Raw genomic sequence first — 1,287 nt, forward strand, 5'->3', positions numbered from 1 at the left:
TGTCGGCGTACACATGAACGTCCCCACCTGCGTACGGATGAAAAGGGACAGTTGTTGATGCGGTGAGACCTGCTGCTCGGCACTCTGCTGCTTGGTCGGTGAGAGGTGGCGGAAGGCGGTCGACGGTGGTCTTGGATGCGCAACGTTGGTTGGAACTGCGGCGCTTCCGGAGTCTGTTGGAATCCGGGGCGATCAGCCTGTCGGAGGTGGCCCGGGAGACTGGGCTGGACCGGAAGACGGTGCGGAAGTATCTGTCGGCGCCGGGGCCGGCGACCCCGCCACGCAGGTCGCCGAGCGGGCGGTCGAAGGCGAGGGTGATCGATGAGTTCGCGCCGCTGGTCGACTCGATGCTGCGGGCGGAGATCTTGATGAAGGCCGCGGTGATCCACGGACGGCTGACCTCGGAGTACGGGTTCACCGGCAACTACCAGCGCGTCAAGCTCTACGTTCAGGACGCCCGGCCTCGCATCGCCGAAGAACTCGGCATCACGCCGAAGGAACTCGCCGGCATGCACCGCCGCTTCGAGGTGATCCCCGGCGCCCAGGCCCAGGTGGACTGGGGCGACGAAGGCAAAATCCTTGCTCACATGGGAATCCCGAAGGTCTACTCCTTCCACATGACGCTGTCGTACTCGCGCGACCCGTTCTGCTGCTTCACCACCAGCCAGGACCTCCAGAGCTTCTTCGACTGCCACCGCCGGGCCTTTGCCCACTTCGGAGGCGTCCCGATGGCGATCGTCTACGACCGGACCAAGACCGTCGTCCGCCGGCACGTCGCTCCGGGCGAGGCGGTCCCGCTGCATCCGGAAGCGGTCGGGTTCGCCGGGCACTACGACTTCGACATCGACGTCCTGGCCGCCTACCGCCCGACCGGCAAGGGACGCGTCGAACGGCAGGTCCTCATCGTCCGCGACCACGTCCTGTCCGGCCGGTCCTTCTCCTCCGTCAAGGAGATGGACGCCGCCTTCGCCACCTGGGTGCCGCAGCGGCGGGCTCAGGCCCACAGGACTCACCAGCAGATCATCGGCGAGCGGGCAGCCCGCGACCACATGGCCCTCAAACCACTGCCGGACACTCCGTATCTGGTGGCCGAGCGCCACCTGCGGCCGGTCGGCAAGGACTGCCTGGTCGCCTTCGGCGGCAACCTCTACTCGGTGCCCGCCCGCAGGGTCCGACCGCGTCAACTGGTGGAGATCCGGGCTACGAAGTCGCAGGTCATGCTGCACTCCACCATCGCGGACAGCAGCGGCGAGACGCTGCTGGCCACCCACCCGCGGGCGATCGGCC

1 protein-coding gene is annotated in these 1,287 nt (G+C 67.4%); it reads left to right on the forward strand.

Annotation, left to right across the window (positions count from 1 at the left end; all coding sequences use genetic code 11):
• Positions 1-125: 125 nt before the first annotated feature.
• A partial coding sequence (istA, locus tag ACFWGJ_RS08560; protein ID WP_387321857.1) for an IS21 family transposase occupies positions 126-1,287 on the forward strand: 1,162 nt, incomplete at its 3' end.

This window comes from Streptomyces sp. NPDC060205, assembly GCF_042728395.1.
Classification (GTDB): domain Bacteria; phylum Actinomycetota; class Actinomycetes; order Streptomycetales; family Streptomycetaceae; genus Streptomyces.